Genomic DNA, 24,732 nt, shown 5'->3' on the forward strand with positions numbered 1-24,732 from the left:
AGCACACGCCCGTGACATCGCGGACGTACGTTCATCTCATCGGGCAAGGTGCCCGGTCGGGTCGGCCTTCAGGATTGCGACTCGCTGCCATGGTCGACTCGAGGACTGCCGGGATCCGTCCCGGGTCGGGAGTGGGTTGTGACCACACGAGCACCAGAGCAGCCAGGCCGCCGGGCCGCCAACAGTGAGAGCACGTTGGAGCGGGAGGCATCCGACACGGATCTCCGCACCTACGTGCTCGACACGTCGGTGCTGCTATCGGATCCCAGGGCGTTCTTCCGTTTCGCCGAGCACTCCGTCGTCATCCCGGTGGTGGTGATCTCGGAGCTGGAGGGCAAGCGTCACGACCCGGAGATCGGCTACTTCGCCCGGCAGGCGCTGCGCCACCTCGATGAGCTGCGGATCGAACACGGGCGTCTCGATTTCGCCGTTCCGGTCGGCGAGGGCGGAACGCTCCGCGTCGAGCTGAACAACACCGACGGAAGCGTGCTGCCATCCGGCATCCGTCTGGGGGACAACGACAGCCGCATCCTGGCGGTGGCGATGCACCTCGCCCAGGACGGGCAGGACGTCACGATCGTCTCCAAGGATCTGCCGATGCGGGTGAAGGCGGCGTCGCTCGGTCTGAGCGCCGAGGAATATCTCGCCGAGCAGGCGGTGGATTCCGGCTGGACCGGCATCGCCACCATCGGCGTCTCGGGTGACGATCTCAGTGACCTGTACGAGAGCGACGTCGCCGCGAGCGACGACGTGCGCGGCCTCCCCATCAACACCGGCCTCATCATCCAGTCCGAGCGGGGATCGGCGCTCGGCCGTATCACGAGCCCGGGGGAGTACCGGCTCGTGCGTGGGGATCGCGAGATCTTCGGCATGCACGGACGCTCCGCCGAGCAGAGGATCGCGATCGACCTGCTGCTCGACCCCGACGTCGGCATCGTCTCCCTCGGCGGGCGCGCCGGAACCGGAAAGTCGGCGCTGGCGCTGTGCGCGGGTCTCGAGTCCGTGCTGGAGCGGCAGCAGCAGCGGAAGATCATCGTCTTCCGCCCCCTCTTCGCGGTCGGAGGCCAGGAGCTCGGCTACCTTCCGGGTGATCAGGGCGAGAAGATGGGCCCGTGGGGCCAGGCGATCTTCGACACTCTCGGATCGGTGGTCTCGGCGAACGTCGTCGAGGAGATCGTCGCGCGAGGACTGCTCGAGGTGCTGCCGCTCACCCACATCCGTGGCCGGTCGCTGCACGATGCGTTCGTTATCGTCGATGAGGCCCAGTCGCTCGAGCGCAACGTGCTCCTCACCGTGCTGAGCCGCATCGGCCAGAACTCGCGGGTTGTGCTGACGCACGACGTGGGACAGCGCGACAACCTCCGTGTCGGACGGCATGACGGCGTGGCTTCGGTGATCGAGACCCTCAAGGGTCACTCCCTCTTCGGCCACGTGACGCTGATGCGGTCGGAGCGATCCGCGATCGCGGCGCTCGTGACGGAACTGCTGGAGGCAGGAGAGCTGGCGTGAGGGCCGATGAGGCGGCCCCATCCGCCTCGGTCTGGTGAGAGTGAGGGGCATGAGAAAAATCTCATGCCCCTCACCTCTGGCTCTCACTCCGGCACCGCACACTTGCTAGAATAGTTAGCGATTTGCTGCACGCGCGCGTGTACGGTTCAAACGATGGGGGATGGCGTGGCACGCAGGGCGGTGCTGTCGGGTGGCGCGGCAACCGTCGTGGTCGCCATGGCCTTCGTCGGTGCAGTGTCCACCGCCCACGCGATCACGCTCAAGGACTCGTCGGGTGTCCCTGCCGGCAGGCCGGTCGTCGTCCCCTTCAACGGATCCACGGTGGACCAGGAGCGAGTTCCGCGCCTCGCGCCGCGGGTGCCGGAGGTCGTGCCGGCTCCCGACCCGTTGGACATCGCGGCTTCGCGCGCCACTGACACGACCCCGATCGCTCCCGTGGCGCAGCCCGTGGATGAAGCCGAGCCGGTGGTCACGAACGACACGCCCGGTGACGTCCCGGTCGAGGCCGAGCGTCGCTCGAACGTCGCAGAAGAGCTTCGCTCCAAGGTGGATGCCGAACTCCGCTCGAAGGTCGAGGCGGAACTCCGCTCCAGGCTCGAGGCGGAACTCCGATCGAAAGACGTGAATCCCGCCCAGTCCGACGTGCCCGACTTCGGTCGCCACGTCGACCCACAGACCCCCGCGAAAGCGGGTTCCCCATCCGGACATGATTCCCCCAAGTCGTGGTCCGGATTGAAGAAGGAAAAATCGCCGGTCGTTCCCGACCCTCGCGATTGAAGTGCCCGGAGTCCCCCAGCTCCGAGCCTCCCCAGCCCCCGGTGTCCCCCAGCGCCGGGGGCTTCTTCATGCCCGGGGACAGAAACCGCTCGAAGCGCGAGCGCCGGCTCAGACCCAGCGGTATCCCGCACCGCGGACGGTTTCGATGCGCTCGGTGCCGAACTTGCCCCGCAGGTACCGCACGTAGACATCGACGACGTTCGAGCCCGGGTCGAAGTCCATTCCCCAGACGCGGCTGAGCAGCTGCTCGCGGCTCAGCACCTGGCCGGGGTGGCGCAAGAACTGCTCCGCCAGTGCGAACTCGCGGGCGGAGAGGTCGACACCGCGCCCCCCGATCTCCGCGCGTCGCGTGAGGACGCTGAGGGTGACGTCACCGTAGACGATCGTGGTCAGGTCGCCGCTGGTCATCCTCTCCCGCAGGCGCGAGCGGATGCGGGCGAGAAGCTCGTCGAACTTGAAGGGCTTGGCCATGTAGTCGTTCGCCCCGGCATCCAGCCCGTCCACGGTGTCGCGCGTTCCGGTCCGAGCGGTGAGCATGATGATCGGGAGGGCGGAGCCCTGGCCTCGCAGCTGCGTGAGGACCTCGAAGCCGTCCATGCCCGGCAGCCCGACATCGAGCAGAAGCAGGTCCACGTCCTCGTCGAGTGCCAGTTCGAGGGCATCCAGCCCGTTCTCGACGACGGTCGTGACATAGCCCGCGGCCTCGAGCCCGCGCGCGATGAAGGCCGAGATCCGCGGTTCGTCCTCGGCGATGAGTATCCGGGTCATCCCGTGGCCTCTCGTTGCATCACGACATCGCCCGCACGCACCGGGGCAGGCAGTTCGGTCGGCGAGCCCTGTCGGAGCGGAAGATGGATCGTGAAAGTCACTCCGCCCCCTGGGGTGTCGGTGACGGTGATGTGTCCATCATGCGCCTTCGTGATCGCGTCGACGATAGCGAGCCCCAACCCGGAGCCGCCGACGGATCGTCGCTCGTGGGCGCGGTCGAAGCGCCGGAAGATGCGGTGGCGCGCGGCCGGCGGGATGCCGGGCCCGTGGTCGCGCACCCACAGGTGCACACCCGCCGCGTCTGAGCTGCTGCCCAGTTCGATGGGGGATCCGGGAGGCGAGTACTTGGCGGCGTTGTCGGCGAGCTGCAGCCAGGCCTGCAGCAGCCGGTCATCGTCGCCCTCCACGGTGCCGTCGCCGGCCGCCTCCACCGACCACTCGTGGTCGGGGATGACCGCGACGAGCTCGGCGACCCGGGCGGTGAGGCCCGCGACCTCGATCGTGACCATCGAGAACTGGTCGCCCTCGACGGTGGCCAGCATGTCGATGTCATCGACGAGCCGCGTCATGCGGTCGAGTTCCGCGATGCCGATGTCCCGGGTGAGGGCGACGTCGTCCGAGTCGCCGGGGTCCATCATCTCCAGATGTCCTCGCACGATCGTGATGGGCGTCTTCAGCTCGTGGCGCACGTCATCCAGCAGCTGCCGTTGCACATCGACCGAGCCCTCGAGCCGGTCGAGCATCGAGTTGACCGTCCGCGTGACGTCGGAGATGTCGTCGTTTCCGCCGGTCGGGATGCGCGCCCCGAGTTCGGTGAGCGTGATGGAATCGGCCGTCTCCTGCAGGCGCCGGATGGGCGAGAGCAGTCGGCCCACGACGAACCACCCCACGATGCCCGTTGCGGCGATCGTCGCCAGCGCGGCGATGGCATAGGTCAGGATCGAGGTGTCGACCGCGTTCAGCTCGGCATCCAGATCGATCGCTCGCAGGTAGATGCCCTTGCTCTCGTCACCCTCCATCGAGACCGGGACGGCGATGTAGCGCAGGGCGCCCTCGTCGGTCACGGAGGTGCCGATGAGGCTCGCGTCGGATCCCTTCGTCTCCTCCACGACGCGGTCGATCAGCTGATCGTTGTCGGAGATGTCGAAGCCCGACAGTGTCTCAGGGCGATAGCGGGGAACCCCGTCGAGGATCGCGACCGACGCCTCGTTGAGTCCGGGCACCAGACGGGCGACGGCCGCCCGGAGGTACTCGTTGACGGATCCGAAGTCCGCCGGGCGAAGCTCCTCCCGTGCGGTGGCGGGCGCCTGCGACGCATCGGGTGCAGGAATCGGCTCCACGTCGGTCATGGCGGCGACCGTCACGAGGCTCGCCACCTGGGACTCCAAGCGGTCGTCGATCTCGTTGATGACCCGCTCACGCTCGGCCACGAATGTGATGCCCCCGGCGATGACGAGTCCCACGCACGCCACTGAGAGTATTGCCCCCAGTATTCGCGTGCGTGCCGAGAAGGATCTCGACGTGCTGCTCATCGTCTGATTATGGCCCCGTCGGCCGAGAATCCGCCCAGATCGGGTATCATCCGGCGTGCGTCATCGACAAGAGGTCGAGCTTCTCATCGAGCTGCTGCAGCGTCAGCTCGCCGCGGTCGATGTATCCGAGGTCGAGAACCGCCTCGCGGATCGTGATGCCCTCGGCGACGGAGTGCTTCGCGATCTTCGCCGCGGCCTCGTACCCGATGAGCTTGTTCAGGGGCGTGACGATCGAGGGCGACATGCCCGCGAAGGCGGCTGCGCGCTCCAGGTTCGCCTCCAGGCCGGAGATGGTCTTGTCGGCCAGTACGCGCACCGTGTTGGCCAGGAGGCGGATCGATTCGAGCAGCGCCGTGCCCATCACCGGGATGGCGACGTTCAGCTCGAACGCTCCGGATGCGCCGGCCCAGGCGATGGTGGCATCGTTCCCGATGACGCGGGCGCACACCATCAGCGTCGCCTCCGGCACCACGGGATTGACCTTGCCGGGCATGATCGAGGAGCCAGGCTGCAGGTCGGGGATGTGCAGCTCACCGAGGCCCGTGTTCGGCCCGGAGCCCATCCACCGAATGTCGTTGTTGATCTTGGTCAGCGAGACCGCGATCGTGCGGAGGGCCCCGGATGCCTCGACGAGGGCGTCGCGGTTCGCCTGTGCCTCGAAGTGGTCCTTCGCCTCGGTGATCGGCAGTTCGGTCTCGGCCACGAGCAGTTCGATGACCCTCTGGGGGAAGCCGAGCGGCGTGTTGATGCCCGTGCCGACGGCCGTGCCGCCGAGCGGCACCTCCGCGACGCGTGGCAGCACGGACTGGACCCGCTCGATGCCCAGGCGCATCTGTCGCGCATAGCCGCCGAACTCCTGTCCGAGCGTGACCGGGGTCGCGTCCATGAGGTGCGTGCGGCCCGACTTGACGGCATCCTTCCACAGCTCCGCCTTCTCCTCGAGGGCGACCGCGAGGTGATCGAGGGCCGGGATGAGGTCGTCGATGAGCTCCTGCGTGACCGCGACGTGCACCGACGTCGGGAAGACGTCGTTGGAGGACTGCGAGGCGTTCACGTGGTCGTTGGGGTGCACCGGCGAACCGAGGCGACGCGTCGCGAGGGTCGCGAGCACCTCGTTCATGTTCATGTTCGACGAGGTGCCGCTGCCCGTCTGATACACGTCGATCGGGAAGTGGGCGAAGTACTCGCCCGTGATGACGTCGTCCGCGGCCGCGGCGATCGCGTCCGCGATGTCGCCCTGCAGTGTTCCGAGCTCCTTGTTGGCCAGCGCCGCGGACTTCTTGATGCGCGCCAGCGCCACCAGCTGCGCAGGGTCCAGGCTGTCACCCGAGATCGGGAAGTTCTCGACCGCCCGCTGCGTCTGCGCCCCGTAGAGGGCGGATGCCGGCACCCGGACCTCGCCCATGGTGTCGTGCTCGATGCGGTACTCGGTGTCAGTCACGTCGTCGTTCCTCTGCCTGGTGTGTACGGGTGTGCGATGTCGGGTCTGCTGTCGTGCTGTGGCGAGCCTTCGAGGCCTCAGGCGTCGCCGTCCGTGGCGGGTCCGACGATCACGTCGGGCGCCACCGTTCCCTGCGAGAGGCGATAGTTCGCGCCGACGATGGCGAGCTCGCCCGCCGCGATCGCGTCACCGATCAGCTCGGACTTCTCGAGCAGCTCGGCGACCGTGTCGCGGAGGTGCTCCCGCCCGACGAGTTCTGCGTCGACGGACTGCGGGTCGACGGCGCCGTCGCCTACCACACGGTGCACCGCCGGGATGATCGGCTCGATGAGGCGCACGATGTGCGGTGGCAGCGGGGTGGCATCGGCGCCCTGCGACGCGATGGCGGCCGCGACCGCACCGCACTCATCGTGGCCGAGCACGACGATCAGCGACACCTTCAGCACGGCCACGGCGTACTCCAGGCTTCCGATGACCGAGTCGGAGATCACCTGACCCGCGTTGCGGACGACGAACAGGTCGCCGAGCCCCTTGTCGAAGATGATCTCGGCAGCGAGGCGGGAATCGGAGCAGCCGAACAGAGCAGCGCGGGGCGTCTGCGCGATGGCCACCTCGTTGCGGTGCTCGACATCCTGACGGGGGTGGCGCGGTTCGCCGGCGACGAAGCGCGCGTTGCCGCGCACCATCTCGCCCCACACCTTGGCGGGAGTCGGTCGATCGGTCACTGAGGTGCCTCCTGGAGTGCGCGGATCTGGTCGGTGAGGCCCCCTGCGACCAGCGCGGTCGTCTCCGGGCTGGCCGACCCGTACAGCAGCACATGGTCCGGGCCCGCCTGGATGCCCAGTGCGTACGACACGTTGGCGTTGCGCGACGGCTGCGCGATCTCGTACGTGTCCCACGTGAGCCCGTCGATCGTGGCGGTGCCCGTCGGCGCCGCGCCCCGCAGCACCTGTGCCGCCCACGTCTCGCCCGCATCGAACCCCTGCGCCAAGCGCAGAAAGCTGTTCTCATCGGGCACGTAGATGACTTCCCATGCCGCGATCGCGTCGGCCTCGACCTGTGCGCCGTTCACTCGCCACGTCTCCGGCACGTCGGCCACGAGCACCGCGCGGTCGTATGTCTCTTCCACACCCTGCGCGACGGCTGCGACATCGATGGGCGGCCGCGGCGCCGGCTCACCTCGGGGCACGGCGAGGATGATCACGAGCACGACGGCGAGGGTGGCGAGCATGGCGGCGATCAGGTTGCGGGTCGTCTGGCTCGCCCGGTAGGCGCGTGATCGCTCCGCCTTGTCGGCCGCCACATCGTCGGGGGACTGGGCCGGGATGTCGCGACTGGCGGCGCGCGCCATCACGTCGACGCCCCGTCATCCGCGGCGCCTCGCGCGGCATCGAGACGCTGCTTCGCACCGCGCAGCCACTCCTCGCAGCGCGCGGCCAGGGCCTCGCCCCGCTCCCACAGCGCGAGGGAGTGCTCGAGCGTGGGGGCGCCCTGCTCCAGTTCCGCGACGACCTTCACCAGTTCGTCGCGCGCCTGCTCGAACGAGAGGGTCGCGACATCCGGGGCGGCGGGCCGCTCCGCGGGAGAGCCCTGGCCGGCCGGGGGCGCGGTCTGCGTCATGTCATCCATCCTAAATCCGGGCTCCGGCATCGCCCGACTCGGCGATCTCGCCCTCGGAGCGTGCGGCGAGCGATCCGCGCTCGAGCGTCACCACGAGCGGCGTGCCGGCCGGCGCCTGGTCCGCGTCTCGCACGATCACCCCGCCGGCGATGTGGGCGATCGCGTACCCGCGCGCCAGAGTGGCAGCGGGGGAGAGCGCCCTGAGCGAGGCCTGAAGCTCGAGAGTGCGCCGGTGCCCGTGCTCGATCTGCCGTCCGATGCGCTCGCGGCCACGAGACACCAGCAGCCACACCTCCTGCGAACGGCCGTCGATCATGCTCTCCGGCGCTCGCAGCACCGGCCGTGAGCGCAGCTGCTCCAGTCTCTCCACGTCGTTCGTGACGCGATGAACGAGCCGGGTAGTGAGGCGGGAGCGCAGCTGGCGCACGAGGGTCAGCTGCTCCGCCACATCGGGCACGACGCGCTTGGCAGCGTCGGTCGGGGTGGATGCACGCAGGTCGGCGACGTCATCCAGCAGCGGCCGGTCGTTCTCGTGTCCGATCGCACTGACGATGGGGGTGGATGCCGCGGCCACGGCGCGCAGCAGACGCTCGTCGCTGAATCCGAGCAGGGTCTGCGGGTCGCCGCCGCCGCGCGCGATCACGATGACATCGACCTCGGGGTCGGCATCCAGTCGCCTCAGGGCGGCGAGGGTCTCGGGAACGCACCGATCCCCCTGCACGGCCGCGTACTCCGTGCGGAAGCGCACCTGAGGCCAGCGGAGCTCGGCGTTGCGGTGCACGTCCTTTTCGGCATCCGAGCGCTCTCCGGTGATGAGCCCGATCCGGCGCGGCAGGAACGGCAGAGACTTCTTGCGGGAGGAGTCGAAGAGCCCCTCCTGCCGCAGCTGCACGCGCAGGCGCTCGAGCTTCTCGAGCTGGTCGCCGAGGCCGACGTGGCGGAGCGACGAGACCTGGAAGCTGAAGTCGCCGGCCTTGACGAAGTAGTCCGCCTTGACGCACGCGATCACGTGGTCGCCGACCTTGAGGTCGGCGGGCATCCGCATGCGGGCGCTCGACCAGACGCGCACGGAGATCGTGGCGTCGGTCGCGAGGTCCTTGATGCGACCGTACACCGCGTTGCCCCGCACGTTCCACGCGGTGATCTCACCCTCGACCCAGACGGCGCCCCAACGGGCGACGAAGTCGCGGATCGATTCGTTCAATCGCGACACGGAGGTGGGCGCCTGGGGGGTGGAATCCCGCGGCGCCACCGAGTCGGGCGGCGGCGGCGCATCGGGGGAGGCGGCGGCCTGGAAGGTCGTCATCGCATCCTCACGTCGTGTGTTCGCTGCCGGGACTCGGCTTGTATCCAGGGGGTCCCACGTAGAATCGACACGTGACCACTCCTGCCGTCCGCTTGCCCGTGCCCCGCATACCGGGGCGGCGTGGACGCCTCCAGGATATCCCGGTCGCCGGACACAAGCGGGTGCTGCTCGCGGCGCCGCGCGGTTACTGCGCCGGCGTCGACCGCGCGGTGATCGCCGTCGAGAAGGCCCTGGAGCGCTACGGCGCGCCCGTCTACGTGCGCAAGCAGATCGTGCACAACATCCACGTGGTGAGCGAGCTGGAGGCAGCGGGGGCCATCTTCGTCGAAGAGGTCGACGAGGTTCCGCCGGGCGCACACGTCGTCTTCAGCGCGCACGGAGTGTCGCCGGCTGTCGTGGCCGCGGCATCCGATCGGGGCCTGCAGGCCATCGACGCGACCTGCCCCCTGGTGACCAAGGTGCACCGCGAAGCGGTGCGCTTCGCACGCGACGACTTCGAGATCCTGCTGATCGGCCACAAGGACCACGAGGAGGTCGAGGGCACGGCGGGCGAGGCGCCGGAGCATGTGACCATCGTGAACTCACCCGACGAGGCCGACACGATCCAGGTGCGCGACCCGTCCAAGGTCGTCTGGCTCTCCCAGACCACCCTGTCCGTCGACGAGACGATGGACACCGTCCGTCGACTTCGGGCGCGCTTCCCCCAGCTGCAGGATCCGCCGTCGGACGACATCTGCTACGCCACGCAGAACCGCCAGGTCGCGATCAAGAAGGTCGCCAAGGGCGCCGACCTTGTGATCGTGGTCGGCTCGGCCAACTCGTCCAACAGCGTGCGACTCGTGGAGGTCGCCCTGGAGTACGGCGCCAAGGCCGCGTATCGCATCGACTACGCCGACGAGATGCGCCAGGAGTGGTTCGACGGCGTCGAGACCGTGGGCGTCACCAGCGGCGCATCCGTGCCGGAGGTGCTCGTCGCCCAGGTGCTCGAGGAGCTGTCGGGCGCGGGATACCGGGACGTCGAAGAGGTCAAGACGGCCGAGGAGGACCTGATCTTCTCCCTTCCGAAAGAGCTGCGTCAGGATGCCGCCGGCAATCGCGACGAGCGGGCACTCGGCGGACGGGTGCAGGCGTGAGCGAGCCGACGGAGGGCAGGCCGGCGGCATCCGCCGACAAGACGCCCGCCGCGCCGTCCGTGGCCGTCGAACGCACCGATGCCCGCCCCGACCGCCCGCTGTACGGGGAGTACGCCACTCCTGAGGAGCAGCGGGCTCGCATCCGCCAGCCGGATGCGACGTGGGCGCTCGAGAATGGTCAAGCGGTGGTCCCGGAGTCACCGGGCCCGAGCCGACCGGCGGCCTCCGCTCCCGAAAAGTCGCCTCCGGTTTCGGCTGCACAGCCGGCGAAGCGACGTGGCGGGCTCGCCGATCGCGTGATCACCATCGCCCTGCTCGGCTACGGGCTGTTCGCGGTGCTGTCTTCGTTCGTCGCGCTCACCGACTTCCCCACGTTCGCAAACATGTGGATGGAGACCGTCGGGATCGACGGCGAGTTCACCAACTTCGCCCAGGGGCGGCTCTGGGGCACGATCGCCGCCGCCGTGTTCGCGATCGGCTGGCTGATCACGGCCGTTCTCTCGTGGCGGATGCTGCGGCGGGGGCGCATCACGTTCTGGGTGCCGATCGTCGGCGCGGTGGTCAGCTACCTCGCCGTCACCGCGCTGCTGCTGGTGCCGCTGCTCGGCGACCCGGCCATCGCCGAGTACCTCACGCGCGTCGGGAGCTGAGCTCCGGCTCGGCCCGAACGACGGATGCCCCGGCCATTTCGGCCGGGGCATCCGTCGTTTCGGCGCTGCGACCGGGTGTCTCTCGAGGTCAGCTCTGCGACTTGCCCGCCGAGCCGAGCTGGCGGGTCGCGTCGGCGACGCGCGCGGCCATCGCCGTCTCGGCGACCTTGCCCCAGGCGCGCGGGTCGTAGGCCTTCTTGTTGCCGACCTCACCGTCGACCTTCAGCACGCCGTCGTAGTTGCTGAACATGTAGCCGGCGACCGCGCGCGTGAAGGCGTACTGCGTGTCGGTGTCGATGTTCATCTTGATCACACCGTTCTGCACGGCGAGAGCGATCTCCTCGTCGGTCGAGCCGCTGCCACCGTGGAAGACCAGGTCGAGGGGCTTCGGGCCGGTGCCGAAGCGCGACGCGATGCCCTCCTGGATCTCGCCGAGCAGCTCCGGGCGCAGCTTGACGTTTCCCGGCTTGTAGACCCCGTGCACGTTGCCGAACGTGAGCGCGGCGATCCAGCGCCCGTTCTCGCCGAGGCCGAGGCCCTCGACCGCCTTGGTGACATCGGCGACCGTCGTGTAGAGGGCCTCGTTCGAGCCCTCGTGCTGCACGCCGTCCTCCTCGCCACCGACGACGCCGATCTCGACCTCGAGGATCGCGTTGATGGCCTTCAGACGGGGGAGCAGCTCCTGCGCGATCTGCACGTTCTCATCGAGCGGCACCGCGGAGCCGTCCCACATGTGCGACTGGAAGATGGGGTGGCCGCCGTCCGCGACGACCTTCTCCGACTCGGCGATCAGGGGGAGCACGAAATCCTCGAGGGCCGGCTTCGGGCAGTGGTCGGTGTGCAGCGCGACGGTGATCGGGTAGCTCTTCGCGACCTCGTGCACGAACTTCGCGAACGCCAGCGCGCCCGTGGCCCGGCCCTTGACGGTGTGACCGGCGAAGTAGTCCGCGCCGCCCGTGGTGACCTGGATGATGCCGTCCGATCCGGCTTCGGTGAGACCCTGCAGGATCGCGTTGACGCTCTGGGAGCTCGACGCGTTGAAGGCCGGGTATGCGAACCCACCGGCCTTCGCGCGGTCCAGCATCTCGGCGTACTGCTCTGGGGTTGCGACGGGCATGACGGCTCCTTGGTCGTGGGCACGATGATCGGTGCGGGGACGTGTGCTGTCACTCTATCGAAGGCCGAGCGAGCGGTCAGGTGGCAGCGGGCCCGCCGACCAGGCGGAGCCGGGGATGACCGTCTTGTTAAGAATCGCCAAAGCTTCACGCCCGCGGCCCCTCGAAACCGGGGGTTGTCACAGGCCCGTCGCTAGGCTGAGCACATGGTCAGCATCACCGGCGACATGAGTCCCCTGCACCCCGATCGAAACCTCGCTCTCGAGCTCGTGCGGGCGACGGAGGCCGCGGCCATCCGCGCCGTGCCGTTCGTCGGCCGAGGCGCGAAGGAAGCGGCGGACGGCGCTGCCGTCGACGCGATGCGAGCCTTCCTCAGCACCGTGAACTTCGATGGCGTCATCGTCATCGGGGAGGGGGAGAAGGACGAGGCCCCCATGCTGTTCAACGGGGAGCACGTCGGCAACGGACGTGGCCCCGCCTGCGACATCGCCGTGGATCCGATCGACGGCACGTCGCTGACGGCCGCCGGGCGGCAGAACGCGCTTTCGGTCATCGCCGTCTCCGACCGCGGCTCGATGCTCGACGCGTCGACGGTGTTCTACATGGACAAGCTCGTCACGGGCCCCGCCGGCGTCGGCGTCGTCGACATCCGCCTGCCGATCGGCGAGAACATCCGGCTGCTCGCCAAGGCGCTGGGCAAGCCGATCGACGAGATCGTCGTCTCGGTGCTGAACCGTCCGAGGCACGAGAAGCTGATCGCCGACATCCGCGAAGCGGGGGCGGGCACCCGGCTCATGTCGGATGGCGATGTGGCCGGCGGCATCAACGCGGCTCGCCACAACGCCAAGACCGACATGTGCGTCGGCGTCGGCGGCAGCCCGGAGGGCATCGTCACGGCGTGTGCGATCAAGGCGCTCGGCGGCCACATCCAGGGCATCCTCTGGCCGCAGACCGACGATGAGACTCAGCGGGGCATCGATGCCGGTCTGAAGATGGACCACGTCTACGAGGCCGAGGAACTGGTCACCGGAAAGAACACGATCTTCGTCGCGACCGGCGTGACCGATGGACAGCTCGTCGCCGGCGTGACGCGGCAGGGCGACTATCTCTACACCGAAAGCGTCGTGCTGCGCAGTGCGTCGGGCACCCTGCGTCGGATCACGTCGGAGCACCTGACGTCCAAGTGGCTGTAGCCCCGGCACTTCCGACTCGAGTGCGCTGACGCTCGGCGACTCGCGTCGTGCCGGTCGCGCCGCCCTCGGGCTGGCACAATGGATGCTGGACGGCGGCCATTCACGGCGCCGAGGAGGCGAGCGGCACATGAGCGCACAGGGACCCACCGGTTCATCGCCGGCCGGCGACTCTCAGCCCTCGGCTCTCCCGAATGCCGGGTCGACGAATCCGGGGTCGATGCCCCGGGTTCCCGTGACCACGGGGTCGATCCCGACGTCCGGATCGATTCCCACCACCGGCGCTCACCGGATCATCGTCGACCCATCGCGTCGTGCCGACGTGCTGTTCCGCGTGCGGCGGGACGATGACCACGAGGTCAGCGCGTGGTGGATGATCGGCGCGTTCCTCGCGGTCTCCACCGCGGTGATCGTGCTGCTGAGCTTCGTACCCGGCGGCACGTGATCTGCCACCCGGGCGTCACTGATCCAGGCGTGACCGGAGCGTCCCCACGTCGGCTGTGATCGCCGGGGCCGACGCGTCGTCGAGCCGTTCCTGGCCTTCGGCCACCTCGGGAACGTCGAGGGCTTCGAGCAGCTCGACGGCCGAGAGCCGACGGGGCACCGAGTGGATGACTGAAGGCTCGGCGACGGCGTCGAGCTTCGTCTGGTCGATGCCGGGGAAACGCCGAGCCGTCACGAGCACGCGGGACTCGAGCGTGCCCGCGAACTTGTTGTAGCTGTCGACGGTGCGTTCGATGGCACGCCGCAGATCGTCGGCGTGACGCGCCAGCCCACCGAGCCGGTCGTAGAGCTGGTTGCCCAGATCGAAGAGCAGGCGCGCCTCGTCGGACACGTCCTGCTGCGTCCACGTATAGGCGACCGTCTTGAGGACGGCCCAGAGGTTGACGGGGGAGGCCAGCGCAACGCGCTTGCCGAAGGCGTGGTCGAGCAGCGTCGGATCCTCCTCCAGGGCCGCGGAGAGGAGCGATTCGCTCGGCACGAAGCAGATGACGAACTCGGGGCTCGAGCTGAGCCCGGCCCAATACGCCTTCTTGGCGAGCGCATCCACGTGGGCCCGCACGGCGCGCACGTGCCGCTGCAGCAGGTCCTTGCGCCTCGCGCCCTCGTCGCCGGTCGCCGTGAGCGGGATCGCGGTCGCTTCGAGGTAGGCGTCGAGGGGCACCTTGGCGTCGACGGCCAGGGCCTTGTCGCCCGGAAGCCGGATGATCATGTCCGGCCGGCCGGCGCCGGCATCCGAGGAGATCGCCGTCTGCACGTCGAAGTCCACGTATCGGGTGAGTCCGGCCGCTTCGACCACTCGCCGCAGCTGCGTCTCGCCCCAGACCCCGCGTGTGGTGTTGGAGCGGAGTGCGCTCGCCAGCGACTCGGTCGTTGCCCGCAGGGACTCATCCGACTCGTGCGCACGACGGAGCTGCTCGGCGAGCGACCCGAACTGCGCCTGCCGGTCCCGTTCGAGCTCCGACACCTTCTGCTGCATCGACAGGAGCGTCTCGCGCACGGGGGAGAGCGCGGTGAGCACCGCGGCTTCACGGCGCTCTCGCTCGTGATGCACGGCCTGGTCGGCGCGCGCGCGGTCGATCATCTCGCGGTACTCGTCGTTGCGGAGGTCAAGCTGTTCGCGCAGGCCCATGGCCGCCGATTCGGCCGCCGCCACGCGCGCGAGCAGATCGGATGCGGTGCGCGCTCCGGCCGAGGCGGCGCGCGCCGCGTGCGCGCACCAGCCGGCGAGGCCGCCGGCCGCGAGGCAGGCGACGGCCAGAAGCGATGCGGTCACGGGATCCATGGCTCCATCATGCCGAGGGCTTCGGACATTGCCGCGGAGGTACGGGCAGCGCAAGCGTGAACGCGGCTCAGGCGACCGCGGCGAGGGCCTCGACCACGGACGGCACGGGCACGCTGTCGGGGCCCGCGATGCGCGACACCCGCACGCCCGTCATCTCCGCCAGGGACGAGACATCCATCGCTCCGGCCCGCCGGGCGGCGTCGATCACGATGTGGGCGCACGCGAGCGCATCCGCGCTCGCGTCGTGGTGCGAAAAGGGGCCGAAGCCCGCCTCCTGGGCGACGAACGGCAGGCGGTACGACGGCAGAGCGTAGGTCTTGCGGGCGACCTGCAGGCTGCAGAGGTACCGGTACGGCGGACACACGTCGCCGGTGGCCGCGCACGCCCGGCCCAGCACGCCCATGTCGAAGCCGGCGTTGTGCGCGACGAGCACATCGGCGCCGGCGAACCCGCACAGGTCGTCGAGCTGAGCGCTCCAGCCCTTGGCGGACGCGACGTCCGTCTTGCGGATGCCGTGTATGCCCGTGTTGAACGGGTGGAAGTCGTCGTGCCCCGAGGGCGGCTGGATGAGCCACCCGGCCGTCGCGACGACGCGGCCGCCTCGCACCCTGGCCAGTCCCACCGCGCACGCCGATGCCGTGCTGGAGTTCGCCGTCTCGAAGTCGATCGCGGTGAAATCCAAGGGCACGTGGTCAGCCTTCCTCCGGCTCCGCGAGCGCCGGCGTAGGCGCGCCGCGCTCGTCGTAGGCTCGGAACATGGCAGGTCGCGAGGAGATGTCCACGTCGTTCGGTGCCGCGGCCGGGGCCTACGAGTCCGGACGGCCGGAGTATCCCGCCGAGGCGGTCGAATGGATGCTGGAGCCGGTGGCATCCCATGAGCGCCGCCTGCGCGTGGCCGATGTCGGTGCCGGCACGGGCAAGCTGACCAGGGCCGTCGCCGCCACCGGGGCCGAGGTCGTCGCGATCGATCCCGACGCGGTCATGCTCGCGACCCTCCGCGATGCCGTTCCCGGCGTGCCGACGTTCCTCGGCACGGCGGAGGCGCTGCCGCTCCCGGACGCCGGCCTCGACGCGATCGTGTTCGGTCAGGCGTGGCACTGGGTGGAGCCGGTCGCCGGGTCCCGGGAGGTCGGCCGCGCGCTGCGCTCCGGCGGCGTTCTCGGCCTCATCTGGAATGTGCGCGACGAGGCCCAGGGGTGGGTGCGCCGCCTCACGAAGATCATGCACGGCAGTTCCGCGGAGGAGATGCTCTCCGCGGGGGATCCGCCGATCGCCGCACCGTTCGATCGGATCGAGAGCAGGGAATGGCGGTGGACACGTCCCATGACCCGTGAGGCGCTGCTGGCCATGGCGCGCTCGCGCAGCTACATCATCACGGCGGCGCCGGAGGATCGCGCAGCGATCGAGACCGGACTGGCCCGACTGTTCGACGAGCTCGGCCTGCGGGGCGACGCGAGCATCGACCTGCCGTACGTCACGCGCGCCTACCGCGCTCTGCGCCCGTGACAGACGCCGCATCCTTCGACGGGGTCGCGGGCGTCTGCGAGGTGGCGGCCGTCGTATCCACGGCAAGCGGTCGACTGGCTGGGCCGCGGCGGCAGCCACAGACCGAAGGGCCGACGATCGCGATGCCGTACGTCACGGCGTCGTTCCGCTACGTCTGTCCCTGACGGCGGCGGGCGGGGCCGGGTCACGACGGCTGTCGCACGTAGACTTGACGCCCGTGGCTCTCACTATCGGCATCGTCGGCCTGCCCAACGTCGGCAAGTCCACCCTCTTCAACGCACTCACCAAGAACGACGTGCTCGCGGCGAACTACCCGTTCGCGACGATCGAGCCGAACGTCGGTGTCGTGAGCCTGCCCGACCCCCGGCTCGAGAAGCTGGCCGAGGTGTTCCACTCGGAGCGGATCCTGCCGGCCACCGTGTCGTTCGTCGACATCGCCGGCATCGTGCGCGGCGCGAGCGAGGGCGAGGGCCTGGGCAACCAGTTCCTCGCCAACATCCGCGAGGCCGACGCGATCGCCCAGGTCGTGCGGGGCTTCACGGACGACGACGTGGTGCACGTCGAGGGCGCCGTGAACCCGAAGGACGACCTCGAGACCATCAACGCCGAGCTCATGCTCGCCGACCTGCAGACGCTCGAGAAGGCCGTGCCGCGCATCGAGAAGGAAGTCAAGACCAAGAAGGCCGAACCGGCCGCGCTGGAGGCGGCGAAGGCCGCGCAGGACGCGCTGGAGCGCGGCATCCTGCTGTCATCGTCCGGCATCGACCTCGCGCCGATCCGCGAGCTGGGCCTGCTGACCGCGAAGCCCTACATCTACGTCTTCAACGTCGACGAGGCGGTGTTGACGGATGACGCGGCCAAGGTCGCGCTCGAGGAGCTGGTCGCTCCCGCTCACGCCGTCTTCCTGGACGCCAAGATCGAGTCGGAGCTCATCGACCTCGACCCCGCCGACGCCGCCGAGCTGCTCGCCTCGACGGGCCAGGACGAATCAGGGCTCAACCAGCTCGCACGCATCGGCTTCGACACCCTCGGACTGCAGACCTACCTCACGGCGGGGCCCAAGGAGGCTCGCGCCTGGACGATCGGCAAGGGCTGGAAGGCTCCGCAGGCCGCCGGTGTGATCCACACCGACTTCGAGAAGGGCTTCATCAAGGCCGAGGTCATCTCGTTCAACGACCTCGTCGACGCCGGCTCCGTCCTGGAGGCCCGCCACCGCGGCAAGGCCCGGCTCGAGGGCAAGGAGTACGTCATGAAGGACGGCGACGTGGTGGAGTTCCGCTTCAACGTGTAGATCTGGCGATGCCCGATAGCTCAAACTCGCGGGAGCCGCGAGCGGCGGTGGACGCCGTTAGTTCACGCCGAGGGGATAGCGGGCGAGCGCGCAACGTACATCCACGATGACGATGTGTCTCCCGCGAGTATCCAGGCGGCGAGCATCGTGCCGTTCAATGGCTCATGAAGGGTCCAGTCGCGCGTGCATCGGGAGGAGATCCCGTCTCGGGAGGAGGAATACACGAGGATCCTCCCTCCCCAAGCGGAATCTCCTCCGGAAGCGCGCGACACGCGAACGATTCCGAGCGAGCGGAGCGGTACAAACGCGCCGACGCCCCGGTCGCTTGGTAGCGGAGTCGGAAACCACAGGTTGCCCTTCGGTGAAGAAGGCCGTGGCGGATTCGCCCGGATGGGTGCACCCTGGAGGCCAGAAGTGTGATCGGGTGATCCGGCGCATCAGCCGGCCCGACCCACTCGGTGGGACTCATCATGAAGAAGCGCATCGCATTCGCCTGTCTCGTCGCCCTCGTCGCCGCGTCCACCTCGGTGTTCGTCACCGCGACCCCGGCGATGGCCGCGACCGTCACGGTCACCACGACATCTGACGTCGTGGACGGCGGCGATGGCCTCGTCTCGCTGCGCGAGGCGGTGACCCAGGCGAATGCGGCCGTCGACCCGACCATCATCGAACTCGCCGCATCCAGCACGTACACGCTGACGCTGTGCGGCGCCGACGAGGATGCGAATGCCGGAGGCGACCTCGACCACACGGGCACGGAGTCCCTCACGCTGGCCGGACACGGGTCGATCATCGAGCAGACCTGTGCGGGCGAGCGGGTTCTCGACCAGCTCGACAGCGCCCCGCAGGTCGCGGTCAGCGACGTCACGATCACCGGTGGTGACAACTTCAGCGGTGCCGCGATGCGCTTCAACTCGGATGTCGAGCTGACGGGCGTGACCGTTTCCGGCAACGATGCGGGAACCGGAGCGGTGCTGGACAGCGGTGACGTCATCGCCGGATCCGGCATCGCGCTCGTCGACTCCACGCTCGGCCCGAACACGGGCACCGGCATCCGGATCTCCTTCGGCAGCATCTCGGTCGACGGATCGACCATCACGCAGAACACCGGCAGAGGGATCGGCGCGGTCGACGGCGCCGTCAGCATCCTCGACTCCACGATCAACGACAACGGTCAGGGTGGCGTGTCCACGACCGGCCAGGGGGAGGGCGTGCTCACGTTCGTCAACTCCTCCGCGGTCGGCAACGGGGGGACCGGGGTGGGCTGCTCCGCATGTGGCGACCTCGTCATCACCGATTCCACGATCACCGGGAATGCGCCCTCCGGATCGACCACCGGTGGGGGCATCGCGTGGAGCGTCGACCAGGACGAGCCTGGGGAGGGGCGAACGGCCACGATCACCGACACGACCGTCGCGGGTAACACGCGCAGCGGCCCCGGCGGAGGGATGGTCGTCTCCATCGTCGAGTTGACGGACGACCCGCCTCCGGCGCAGATCGTTCTCACCGGTTCGACGTTCAGCGCCAACTCGGCGGCCGGCGTGGAGGGTCGAGGTGGCGGGATATACGCCGCAACGGGCGAAGTCCGCATCGACAACTCGACGTTCTCGGGCAACTCCGCGGCGGTGACCGGTGGCGCGATCTATGCCAGCACCGGCGATGTCTTCCTGCGGCACGCGACCGTGGTCGGCAACAGCGCGCCCACGGGCGCGAACGTCGGCACCGGGGAAGACCTCCAGAGCTTCGCATCGATCGTTGCCGGGGCCACGGGCGGGGGTACCGACTGCGCGATCGCCGGAACCACGATCTCGTCGGGATTCAACGTCGGCGGCGACACCTCGTGCGCGTTCGTCGCCGGCCCCGGCGATCAGACGAACGTCGGAGACCCGCAGCTCGGGCCCCTGACCGACAACGGAGGCCCGACCCAGACGAGGGTCCCTCTGGACACCAGTCCCGCCGCAGGCGCCGTGCCCGCCGCCGCGTGCACGGTTCTCACCGCGGACCAGCGCGGTGTCATCCGGCCGGTCGGAAGCAACTGCGAGGCCGGTTCCGTGGAGATCGCAGAGGTGGTCGCCCCTGCATGCACCCAAACCGGAACCAGCGGTTCCGATGTCCTCATCGGTGGGGACGGGGCCGACGTTCTCTGTGGTCTGGGCGGCCGGGATGTGCTTCTCGGTGGACGGGGCCCGGACCATCTGATCGGCGGCAGCGGTGACGACCTGTTGTCGGGCGGTTCAGGAAATGACGAGCTGGACGGTGAAGACGGCCGCGATGTGCTGATCGGCGGTCCCGGCAGCGACGATCTGGACGGTGGTCCCGGAAACGACTTCTGCGTGGATGCGGGGGACGGGCAGCCCTTCTCTTGTTGAACAGGGACATCCCTGGAGGGTCAGCGTGGGGCATCCCGATTGAGCTCCGCCGCCACCTCGACCAGGTGGGGGATGGCGCGATCGATCGAGTCCATGGTCGCCGTGAGCGAGATCCGGAAGTGATGCGGTTGGTCGAAGAGCGCTCCCGGCATCACGTAGACGCCACGCGCTTCGAGCGCGTCGCAGAAGGATCGCGCATCGCCGCCCGGCGCTCTTCCCCAGAGATAGAAGGTCCCCTCCGGGCGGGTGACCTCGACTCCGGCATCCACAAGGGCGCCGTACATCCGATCGCGCTTGCGTGCGAGTTCGGCCATGTCGATCGAAAGCGTCTCCAGCGCCGGCACCGAATACTGCATGACCGCATCGGGGAATCCCCAGCCGATCGCGAGGCCCAGCGGAAAGAGGGCGTCGCGGAGCTCGCCCCGCGCCTCGGTGGGAATGAGTGGGGAGAGTGCGAGGTAGCCGAGCCGCTGACCCGGAGCCAGGAGCACCTTCCCGTAGCTGTAGTCGATGACCGTCCACGGATACGACGCAGCCGGCGAGGCGAAATCCACGCCGTCGAAGCGGATCCGCCGGTACGGCTCGTCGGAGAGGAGCCATATCCGGCGTCCATGGGTGCGGGACGCCTCTTCCAGCACCTCGGCAAGCGCCTCCCATGCCGACCTCGGATAGACGCGACCGGTGGGATTGGCCGGTGAGTTGACGACCACGATGCTCGTGCGCGGAGTGATCGCCCGGGCGATCGCGTCGATATCGAGGTCGAAGCTCACCGGGTCCAGTGCCGCCCGCACGGGGATGAGGTTCGCGGCACGCAGCATCGGCTCGTAGCAGAACCAGCCGGGGACGGGGATCACGACCTCGTCGCCCGCGTCTGCGAACAGGGCGAAGGCGAGCGAGATCGCCCCGAACGCGCCCTGGGTCATCGCGATGTCCTCAGGTTCGAAGGCCAGCCCGAGCTCGTCGCGCAGACCCGCAGCGACGACCTCCTGCGCGCTGCGCTCGCTGCTCTTGTAGGCGAACCAGTCCACCGACCGGGGATCGACCTGGGCACGCATCGCGTCCGAGAGCCCTGGTAGAGCCAGCTCGTGGGGATTGCCGAAGGTGAAATCCAGGGCGTCGTCATCGTCCGCGAGCCCCTGGATCCGTCCGAAGAACGCGGTGACCTTGTCCACCGCCGCCTTCGCCTCGGTTGCACGTGCCGATATCACCACAGGAATCACCCCAGCCTCGCGTCGTCGCCCTGTCAGCTTCCCAAGTCGGGCCAGGTGCGTCAATCGGCACCGCCACGGCCGGTGTCGGTGACGACTGCGATCATCGCCCGCATGGATATCTCACTTCTCTCTCCGGCGGGTCTCGTCTCCAGTCCTGCGTTCAGCCACGTGGCCATCGTGCCGCCGCACGCGACCATGATCTACGTGGGTGGCCAGAACGGTGTCGATGACACCGGATCGCTCGTCTCCGACGACATCGCCGAGCAATCGGTCCGTGCGGTGGAAAACGCCAGAGCGGCGCTCGAAGCCGCCGGAGCCTCCCTCGCCGACGTCTTCTCGTGGACGGTGCTGATCGACACGAGCGCCGACCTCGGCGCCGCGTACGGCGCCATCGCACCGCGACTGGCACGCGAAGGCGCCCCGCCGCTGGTGACCGCCGCGCGCGTAGCGGGCCTCGGCGTCCCGGGGGCGCTGATCGAGGTGAGCGCGATCGCCGCCATCACGACCGACTGACGGCGTCTCGTCCCCGTTGTGGTCGGCCTCACGGAGGTGTCGGCGCTCCAGCGCGCCTACGGCCGTCGTGGCGTCGAGATCACCCCTCGTGCGGTCGATATCGGCGCGATATTCTGGGTGCGGAGGTGTTCGCCATGCAAGCCACTGTGGGGGACCGAGTCCGCATACACGGACGCACCGTCGGCGCCGCCGAGCGCGAGGGCGAGGTCATCGACGTGCGCGGGAGCAAGGAGAGCCCGCTGCTCGTCGTGCGGTACGACGACGGCCATGAGACCATCCTGGCGCCGGGGGCGGACTGCGAACTCGTGCACGCGGACTGACGGATTCGCTCGCTCGGCCCGACACAAGCCGGCGCGGTCATGGGCGCGGTCGATTGTCACGCGCCCCGCGAGGCGAGGTCGGCGAGCACCGCCCGAGCCGCGCGTTCACCTGACACCAGCGCTCCCTGGATGGAGGGGGTATCGCGGTGATCGCCCGCGACATAGACGCCATCGCCCTGCCGCGTGGGGCTGATGGTTTGAAGCGGCGGCGGTTGGGCGGGCAGGGCGTCGTGAATGTCGTCGCGGCGGAGCAGCTGCCAGTCGTCGGCCGCGGTGCCCCACAGTTCGCCGATGTGACGACGCACGTCGGCTTCCTGCGGAGCGGAGCCCGGATCGGTGCGGGCTCGCGAGGACAGCAGGCAGGTCGCGGAGATGAGGTGCCTCCCGGCCGGGGCGTATGAGGGTGCGGTGTGCGACATCACAACGGCGTTGACCACGGGACCCGCTCGGCGGCCGTCGACGGCGAGCATGCCGGATGCCGTGGGCGCGGCGTCGGCTGCGAACCACCACGTCTGGAGCCCTCTGGTCGTGGGACGCGGAAGCTCCGTCAGGTCCGCGACCCGGTCGGGGCCGACGGCGACCACCACGGCGCGCGCGGCGATCGCATCCGCACCCTCGACGTCGATATGCGCGATGCCGTCTCGTCTCCCCACACCTCCTGCCCGCATCCCGAGTCGGATGTCGGCTCCCGCCATGGCAGCCGTCCGGGCGAGCTGCGCCGGCACGGCGGCGATTCCCTGCTCCGGCACCCCCGGAGCGCCCAACACGAACATCCGGATCAGGAGGCGGGTGAAACTGTCGGAGGTCTCTCCACGATCCTCGGCCAGCACTCCGGCGAGGAACGGCTCCAGCACCTCCCTCCGGAGAGGTCCTCGAAGGCCGACGCGGTCCCAGCCTTCGCGCAGTGTGCGATCCGCCCCCCTGATCACCGCCCGAGGCGAGAGGAGCACGGGCAGGACCCAGCGGGCGAGCGCGGCGGCATCCATCGGCCCGAGCAGGCCGCTTCGAACCGTGGCCGGCAGACCGGACGGGCGACGAAGGGGATCGCTCAGTTCGACGAGGCCCTTCTCGCGCCGGACCGCGACGCCGACGGGGAACGACCGCAGTCGCAGCTCGTCGACATCCACCCACCGTTTGACGGCCGGGTAGGCCGGGTTCAGCAGTTGGAAGCCGCGGTCGAGGAGAAAGCCATCGACGGCGTCCGTACGCTGACGTCCGCCGACGACCTCCTCCGCCTCCAGTACGACGACATCGTGGCCGGCCTGCGCGACTCGCGCGGCGCACCGCAGGCCCGCCAGCCCCGCACCGAGAACGACGACGTCGTGAGCCTCCACGCTTCCACGATAGGTGCCCCTTGAACAGGCGGGACGGGGGCGACCCGCCGATACCGAGTGCACACGCCGTGCGCAAGCCCCTGCGGAACGTGCGGACGGACGTGTTCAGTGTCGGCATGAACAAGAGGACATCAACTCCTGGCAAGCCCATCACGCCCCGCATGCACGGCATCATCGACTACGGTCTCGCCGCCGGTAACCTCGTGCTGCCGGGTCTGCTCAAGCTGCGCCCGTCGCTGATCGGCGTGTTCGCCGCCTTCGGCGTCATCCAGGGCGCACTCAACTCGGTCACGACCCAGCCACTGGCCGTGCAGAAGGTCGTGCCCTTCAAGGTGCACGGCACGATCGACAAGAGCAGTGTGCCGCTGTACCTGCTGGCCCCGCTGGCCGCGGGCGTGGTGCGCGACAAGCGCGGGCGCTGGTACTGGCTGGGTCTCGGCGCTGCACTGATCACCGTGTACAACCTCACCGACTGGAACGCGAAGAAGACCGATCGCTGAGGGCGCCCGGGCGAGAGAACGGGGTTTCGTCGCGAAGCACTTGACGTGGCCGAGCGCAACCCCCTCTCGCCGCTCGGCGACGGTTCGTAGCGTGCTGCCACCACATCCCGAAAAGGAGGATTGAAATGGCCCGTGGAACCGTGAAGTACAACCCCTTCTCCGAACTCAAGGCGCTCCAGCGCTCGTTCTTCGGCGAGGATTTCCTGTCACCGCTTCGGGGCGCGGTCGTGCCCACGACCGATGTCTACACCGAGGGCGATCAGCGGATGGTGGTCGAGGCGCACCTGCCCAATTTCGCCCTCGACGACATCGACATCAGCGTCGACGAAGCCGCGCTGGTGATCCGGGCCGAGCGGCGCGAGCGCGACGAAGAAGCCGAGAAGCGCTATCTGGTGCGCGAGAGCAGCATGAGCTTCTACCGGCGCATCGTGCTGCCCGAGCGCGCGGACGAGCAGGCCATCTCCGCCGACTTCCGCGAGGGCGTGCTCAGGGTGACGGTGCCCTTCGTGGAGGCGCCGTCTCCGCGGCGTGTCCCGATCAGCACCGAATCTCCGCAAGAGGGCCAGGCCTCACAGGGTGCGCAGCAGCGCGCGGAACAGGGCGCGCAACCGGGTGACACGGCACCGCTCGGCGAAGTCGGCTACGGAGCGGGCCCCGCGCCGGATTCGGCGTCCGGCTCGCCGGGAACGGCACCGTCTACGGGGCCCTGACGTACCCGCCACCTCCCTCGTCCCCGTCACCTCGAGCCCACATCGTCTCAGATGCTCCGAGCGCGAGCGGAAGTTCGCCGGCCGACGCGGAACGACGCACGTGTCGGCTCCCTCTGCACGTGTCGGATCCCTCCGCACGTGTCGGCTCCCT

Annotated in this window: 25 protein-coding genes; 13 read left to right on the plus strand and 12 right to left on the minus strand. The window is 69.2% G+C overall.

The annotated features are described in order from the left end of the window. Nucleotides 1–138: 138 nt before the first annotated feature. Both ACLQ2Q_RS09030 and ACLQ2Q_RS09035 read left to right on the plus strand, forming a co-directional pair. A complete protein-coding gene (locus ACLQ2Q_RS09030) occupies nt 139–1,509 on the plus strand; it encodes a PhoH family protein (protein WP_425820113.1) in 1,371 nt (456 codons plus the stop codon). Between the two features lie 153 nt (nt 1,510–1,662). Next, nucleotides 1,663–2,286, plus strand: a complete 624-nt coding sequence (locus ACLQ2Q_RS09035) for a hypothetical protein (RefSeq protein WP_425820114.1) — start codon at nt 1,663–1,665, stop codon at nt 2,284–2,286. Nucleotides 2,287–2,394: 108 nt separating this feature from the next. On the opposite strand, the gene ACLQ2Q_RS09040 is transcribed toward ACLQ2Q_RS09035, so the two are convergent. From ACLQ2Q_RS09040 to xseA, 7 genes are all read right to left on the minus strand, one after another. Continuing rightward, the gene (locus ACLQ2Q_RS09040) at nt 2,395–3,054 is read right to left on the minus strand and encodes a response regulator transcription factor (RefSeq protein ID WP_425820115.1); all 660 of its coding nucleotides are present in this window, start codon (nt 3,052–3,054) and stop codon (nt 2,395–2,397) included. Next, nucleotides 3,051–4,517, minus strand: coding sequence for a sensor histidine kinase (locus ACLQ2Q_RS09045; RefSeq protein WP_425820116.1), 1,467 nt, complete (start codon nt 4,515–4,517; stop codon nt 3,051–3,053). Before ACLQ2Q_RS09045 ends, ACLQ2Q_RS09040 begins: the two co-directional genes overlap by 4 nt. 115 nt (nt 4,518–4,632) lie before the next feature. Beyond that, nucleotides 4,633–6,027: a class II fumarate hydratase gene (locus ACLQ2Q_RS09050; protein WP_425820117.1), complete on the minus strand. Its 1,395-nt coding sequence runs from the start codon at nt 6,025–6,027 to the stop codon at nt 4,633–4,635. A 77-nt stretch (nt 6,028–6,104) separates the two neighbouring features. Continuing rightward, the gene (locus ACLQ2Q_RS09055) at nt 6,105–6,713 is read right to left on the minus strand and encodes a carbonic anhydrase (RefSeq protein WP_425820568.1); all 609 of its coding nucleotides are present in this window, start codon (nt 6,711–6,713) and stop codon (nt 6,105–6,107) included. Between the two features lie 35 nt (nt 6,714–6,748). Then, nucleotides 6,749–7,378 (minus strand): DUF4245 family protein, encoded by a 630-nt coding sequence (locus ACLQ2Q_RS09060; protein ID WP_425820569.1) that lies wholly within the window; start codon nt 7,376–7,378, stop codon nt 6,749–6,751. Further along, entirely contained in the window at nt 7,378–7,647 is a 270-nt protein-coding gene (locus ACLQ2Q_RS09065; protein ID WP_425820118.1) for an exodeoxyribonuclease VII small subunit, read from the minus strand. The genes ACLQ2Q_RS09060 and ACLQ2Q_RS09065 overlap by 1 nt, the downstream gene beginning before the upstream one ends. 10 nt (nt 7,648–7,657) lie before the next feature. Then, on the minus strand, nt 7,658–8,953 hold the full coding sequence (gene xseA, locus ACLQ2Q_RS09070; RefSeq protein ID WP_425820119.1) for an exodeoxyribonuclease VII large subunit: 1,296 nt from the start codon (nt 8,951–8,953) through the stop codon (nt 7,658–7,660). 98 nt (nt 8,954–9,051) lie between these two features. On the opposite strand from xseA, the gene ACLQ2Q_RS09075 reads away from it, so the two are divergent. After that, the gene (locus ACLQ2Q_RS09075; protein ID WP_425820570.1) at nt 9,052–10,086 is read left to right on the plus strand and encodes a 4-hydroxy-3-methylbut-2-enyl diphosphate reductase; all 1,035 of its coding nucleotides are present in this window, start codon (nt 9,052–9,054) and stop codon (nt 10,084–10,086) included. After that, on the plus strand, nt 10,083–10,736 hold the full coding sequence (locus ACLQ2Q_RS09080) for a DUF6264 family protein (RefSeq protein ID WP_425820120.1): 654 nt from the start codon (nt 10,083–10,085) through the stop codon (nt 10,734–10,736). Before ACLQ2Q_RS09075 ends, ACLQ2Q_RS09080 begins: the two co-directional genes overlap by 4 nt. 88 nt (nt 10,737–10,824) lie before the next feature. Here the strand turns inward: ACLQ2Q_RS09080 and fbaA are convergent, their stop codons facing one another. Next, a complete protein-coding gene (gene fbaA, locus ACLQ2Q_RS09085; RefSeq protein WP_425820121.1) occupies nt 10,825–11,853 on the minus strand; it encodes a class II fructose-bisphosphate aldolase in 1,029 nt (342 codons plus the stop codon). Nucleotides 11,854–12,057: 204 nt separating this feature from the next. Between fbaA and glpX the strand changes: the two genes are divergently transcribed. Next, a complete protein-coding gene (gene glpX, locus ACLQ2Q_RS09090; RefSeq protein WP_425820122.1) occupies nt 12,058–13,044 on the plus strand; it encodes a class II fructose-bisphosphatase in 987 nt (328 codons plus the stop codon). 127 nt (nt 13,045–13,171) lie between these two features. Beyond that, a complete protein-coding gene (locus ACLQ2Q_RS09095) occupies nt 13,172–13,486 on the plus strand; it encodes a hypothetical protein (RefSeq protein ID WP_425820123.1) in 315 nt (104 codons plus the stop codon). A gap of 15 nt (nt 13,487–13,501) precedes the next feature. Here ACLQ2Q_RS09095 and ACLQ2Q_RS09100 read toward each other — a convergent pair whose 3' ends face one another. Together ACLQ2Q_RS09100 and ACLQ2Q_RS09105 are read right to left on the minus strand one after the other, a co-directional pair. Then, entirely contained in the window at nt 13,502–14,827 is a 1,326-nt protein-coding gene (locus tag ACLQ2Q_RS09100) for a DNA recombination protein RmuC (RefSeq protein WP_425820124.1), read from the minus strand. Nucleotides 14,828–14,894: 67 nt separating this feature from the next. Continuing rightward, a complete protein-coding gene (locus tag ACLQ2Q_RS09105) occupies nt 14,895–15,515 on the minus strand; it encodes a 3'-5' exonuclease (protein ID WP_425820125.1) in 621 nt (206 codons plus the stop codon). Between the two features lie 68 nt (nt 15,516–15,583). Here ACLQ2Q_RS09105 and ACLQ2Q_RS09110 point away from each other — a divergent pair, with 68 nt between their 5' ends. The 3 genes from ACLQ2Q_RS09110 (at nt 15,584) to ACLQ2Q_RS09120 (ending at nt 19,993) form a co-directional block, all read left to right on the plus strand. Further along, nucleotides 15,584–16,333, plus strand: a complete 750-nt coding sequence (locus ACLQ2Q_RS09110; protein WP_425820126.1) for a class I SAM-dependent methyltransferase — start codon at nt 15,584–15,586, stop codon at nt 16,331–16,333. 217 nt (nt 16,334–16,550) lie between these two features. Beyond that, on the plus strand, nt 16,551–17,624 hold the full coding sequence (ychF, locus tag ACLQ2Q_RS09115) for a redox-regulated ATPase YchF (protein ID WP_425820127.1): 1,074 nt from the start codon (nt 16,551–16,553) through the stop codon (nt 17,622–17,624). A gap of 470 nt (nt 17,625–18,094) precedes the next feature. Further along, nucleotides 18,095–19,993, plus strand: a complete 1,899-nt coding sequence (locus ACLQ2Q_RS09120; protein ID WP_425820128.1) for a choice-of-anchor Q domain-containing protein — start codon at nt 18,095–18,097, stop codon at nt 19,991–19,993. A 20-nt stretch (nt 19,994–20,013) separates the two neighbouring features. Here ACLQ2Q_RS09120 and ACLQ2Q_RS09125 read toward each other — a convergent pair whose 3' ends face one another. After that, nucleotides 20,014–21,165: an aminotransferase class I/II-fold pyridoxal phosphate-dependent enzyme gene (locus ACLQ2Q_RS09125; protein ID WP_425820129.1), complete on the minus strand. Its 1,152-nt coding sequence runs from the start codon at nt 21,163–21,165 to the stop codon at nt 20,014–20,016. Between the two features lie 150 nt (nt 21,166–21,315). Here ACLQ2Q_RS09125 and ACLQ2Q_RS09130 point away from each other — a divergent pair, with 150 nt between their 5' ends. Together ACLQ2Q_RS09130 and ACLQ2Q_RS09135 are read left to right on the plus strand one after the other, a co-directional pair. After that, nucleotides 21,316–21,717, plus strand: a complete 402-nt coding sequence (locus ACLQ2Q_RS09130; RefSeq protein ID WP_425820130.1) for a RidA family protein — start codon at nt 21,316–21,318, stop codon at nt 21,715–21,717. Between the two features lie 134 nt (nt 21,718–21,851). After that, a complete protein-coding gene (locus tag ACLQ2Q_RS09135) occupies nt 21,852–22,037 on the plus strand; it encodes a DUF1918 domain-containing protein (RefSeq protein WP_425820131.1) in 186 nt (61 codons plus the stop codon). 56 nt (nt 22,038–22,093) lie between these two features. Here ACLQ2Q_RS09135 and ACLQ2Q_RS09140 read toward each other — a convergent pair whose 3' ends face one another. Then, complete coding sequence (locus ACLQ2Q_RS09140; protein ID WP_425820132.1) at nt 22,094–23,371, minus strand: FAD-dependent oxidoreductase; 1,278 nt, start codon at nt 23,369–23,371, stop codon at nt 22,094–22,096. A 116-nt stretch (nt 23,372–23,487) separates the two neighbouring features. Here ACLQ2Q_RS09140 and ACLQ2Q_RS09145 point away from each other — a divergent pair, with 116 nt between their 5' ends. Together ACLQ2Q_RS09145 and ACLQ2Q_RS09150 are read left to right on the plus strand one after the other, a co-directional pair. Continuing rightward, the gene (locus ACLQ2Q_RS09145) at nt 23,488–23,871 is read left to right on the plus strand and encodes a hypothetical protein (protein ID WP_425820133.1); all 384 of its coding nucleotides are present in this window, start codon (nt 23,488–23,490) and stop codon (nt 23,869–23,871) included. Nucleotides 23,872–23,996: 125 nt separating this feature from the next. Next, entirely contained in the window at nt 23,997–24,581 is a 585-nt protein-coding gene (locus ACLQ2Q_RS09150; protein WP_425820134.1) for an Hsp20/alpha crystallin family protein, read from the plus strand. Nucleotides 24,582–24,732 lie beyond the last annotated feature (151 nt).

The sequence above is a fragment of the Microbacterium sp. DT81.1 genome, assembly GCF_049844955.1.
Lineage (GTDB): Bacteria > Actinomycetota > Actinomycetes > Actinomycetales > Microbacteriaceae > Microbacterium.